This is a genomic window from Methanosarcina sp. MSH10X1 (assembly GCF_004099695.1).
Lineage (GTDB): Archaea > Halobacteriota > Methanosarcinia > Methanosarcinales > Methanosarcinaceae > Methanosarcina.
Genome location: NZ_SCHL01000041.1, coordinates 1 through 2,754, shown reverse-complemented (window position 1 = coordinate 2,754; position 2,754 = coordinate 1). Strand labels below are relative to the sequence as shown.

The 2,754-nt window shown below is 37.9% G+C and carries 2 protein-coding genes; one reads left to right on the top strand and one right to left on the bottom strand.

Features of this window, described 5'->3' with window-relative positions; all coding sequences use genetic code 11:
- Positions 1-612 precede the first annotated feature (612 nt).
- The gene (locus tag EQO05_RS15190; protein ID WP_128507950.1) at positions 613-1,452 is read left to right on the top strand and encodes an EFR1 family ferrodoxin; all 840 of its coding nucleotides are present in this window, start codon (positions 613-615) and stop codon (positions 1,450-1,452) included.
- A gap of 379 nt (positions 1,453-1,831) precedes the next feature.
- On the opposite strand, the gene EQO05_RS15185 is transcribed toward EQO05_RS15190, so the two are convergent.
- On the bottom strand, positions 1,832-2,425 hold the full coding sequence (locus EQO05_RS15185) for a hypothetical protein (RefSeq protein WP_240664786.1): 594 nt from the start codon (positions 2,423-2,425) through the stop codon (positions 1,832-1,834).
- Between the last annotated feature and the right edge of the window lie 329 nt (positions 2,426-2,754).

The window sequence follows — 2,754 nt, the reverse complement described above, 5'->3', positions numbered from 1 at the left end:
TAAGAGTTATGGTTGGTCCAATGGACTCCGGAAGGCTCCCAGGCTGGATGGAGAAGAACTGGCCTCCAAAATAATAAATCCGAATGTGAATTGAAAATATAGATCCGTGCCTTTTGGCACGGAACTTTTTCTTTTTTAAATTAGATTAGTACTTTTCTATTAGTCAGATGTAGCTTTTCGGGAGACTCAACTTCTTGAATTCTTAGCATAATTCTTAGCATGATTCTTAGCATGATTCTTAGCACTATTGATTCCAATCTTAGTAAAAAAGTGATTAATTTTAATTTCTGCATGCAAGCTTTTTAAATAAAAATAAATAAATGAAAAATAAGCATTTGTACATCTTTTAATCCTTGGTAGATTACAGATCTCCCTCACTTTTTGTAATATTCTGAATTTTTCCAATTTTCTGAATCTACTGCTATAGTTCAGGCATTGTTGAAAGTGTCTTCCTGCAGTACTGAAGCTAATGGAATACCACTATCTATAACATGCTTTCATTTGAGCGGGAGATATTATTCAACTTAGTCTCAGTTTTTCTTCCAGATATATATAATATCAGCAAGATAAAATAAAGGGTAAATAACTGAAGGACTGAAATAAAGGATTTCGATGACTGAAGTAGAAATTTACTATTTTTCAGGAACTGGTAATTCGCTATATGTAGCAAAGGAATTACAGAAAAGAATCCCGAAAGCAGACCTGATTCCAGTTGTAAGCCTCTTAAATAAGGACGTTATAGAAACCAGCGGAGAAACGGTAGGTTTCGTATTTCCTATTCATTTTATGACAGTTCCTATTCCCGTAAAAAGGTTCATTAAGAAACTGGATTTAAAATCAGCCAGATATATTTTTGCTGTGGCTACGCGAACCGGCACCCAGCACATAGCATTTATTGAAATTGAGAAGATACTGAAAAAAAGAGGTAAAAGCCTGAATTCCTCTTTCACCCTGAATATGGGCTGCAATGATCCGAGAGATAAAGATTATCATCCCGTAACAAAAGGAGAAATTGCAGAACTGGAGTCTGAGGTTCAGAAAAGACTTGACTCGATTAAAAAAATAATCATCAATCAAGAAAATAGCCGGGAAAAAGATTCTGAATTCATTCCTGCCAGTAGTGGGTTAGGACGGCTGGTTCGTCTAGGAATGGCTTATGCCGAGCATAATGGTGCAAAAAATTATTTTTATGCAGACTCGAGGTGTATGGGCTGCGGAAAATGTGAAAAGGTTTGTCTGTCCGGAAAAATAAAAATGATTGACAATAAACCTGTGTGGCAGGAAAGTGTGAAATGTTATTTTTGTTATGCCTGTCTCAATTATTGCCCCGCCAAAGCAGTTCAGATTAAATCCAAGCTCTATATGAAATCACATACAGAAGAAAACGAAAGATACTCTCACCCATATGCAACAGCCGATGAAATTGCCGAACAGAAATCAGGAAGGAAATAAAGTTCTGTCCTTAATTAAATTGCGCTGACGCATCCCGTAGCAGGCTGCGGTATCGATGAAAAATCAAACTGCGGGCGGCCACCCACTCTAAAGGATGGGGTATGCTTCGGGCCGCCCGTCCGGTTACTCGGGAATAGATAATTAAGTATTCTTTAACAAGGTTTCATGAACATAAGTGATTGAAATTTTGACCTTGGTTTCCGATCCGATTTACGATCTCTATACAAGGAAGATATGGTTTAGATATTTAAATCGTAAACATAAGAGCGAGGGTTCACTTCATCCCCGACCCGAAGCGTTCGTGACCCCCCACGCTCCCGATGTAAAAATAATAGGCAATGAATCAGAAAGTCACCGTTTTAACAGGTGGCATTTCATATTATATCTCATACGTTCCTTCTCCGGTAACAAGTTCGCCATTTACTGTTGTCCATCCATTCTGAGGTCCAGATAACTTAATTTCCATGACTTCCCAATAGCTGTTCGACTGCCATCCTCCGATCCACCATTCATTAAGTGCATTCAAGTAGATAGAAATGCTGACGTTTGCATTCGAGGAGGTTTCATAGCAGGCATACATCCGACTTTCATAATCAAATTGCTCAGACGTCCGTGAATATACTCTGCTGGCGTTGACATTATGCGTGAGCTTGTATTTGGGCATAAGAACCATTTCATTGCCCAGCGGGTTCATTGTGTCTATGGTCTGGTTAGAGAATATTATTGTACTAAGATCTATACTTCTTGGCTTCTTATTTTTCATAGAAAGCATGAGTCCGTGTTCCGTATCCACTAAGGCGTATTCCCACGAAGGTTCATTGTTATTAAAGTGATGCTCTACGATATCCATGCCCACGTATGATGTGTTGTTTATCACCGGGAGTGGAAGGTAAAGAGTCATGTTGCTCAGGGTTGAGTCTGTAGTTAACATTACATCGTAATCATAACTACTCCTGAGGCTCCTATCATACATCTTCTGCTTCTGGTCTTGCCACCAGATAGACAGCAACCCGGCAGAAATAATTATTAATAATATAAACCCGACCCCTATTTTGTAACGAGTCCTCGTATTTCATCACCTGATTTACTCTTGAGGAAGAATTTAAATTAAATATTATACGCAAAGCTAACAGAATTCATGCTTCATAGAGCAAATTTTATGGAGTTCGGATGACTGGAAACTCTTTCAGACTCCATAAACTTAGTTGTATTCACTCTTTATAATTTTTTGTATAAAGTGTTAAATTTATGGTATTTGCAGCCATTTAGATTCTGCAATTACTTCCTTATCTTTGATTATTA

What these genes read in the sequence shown, in the direction of transcription:
- EQO05_RS15190 (WP_128507950.1), top strand. Translation starts at nt 613, where the DNA reads ATGACTGAAGTAGAAATTTACTATTTTTCAGGAACTGGTAATTCGCTA.
- EQO05_RS15185 (WP_240664786.1), bottom strand. Translation starts at nt 2,425, where the DNA reads ATGTATGATAGGAGCCTCAGGAGTAGTTATGATTACGATGTAATGTTA.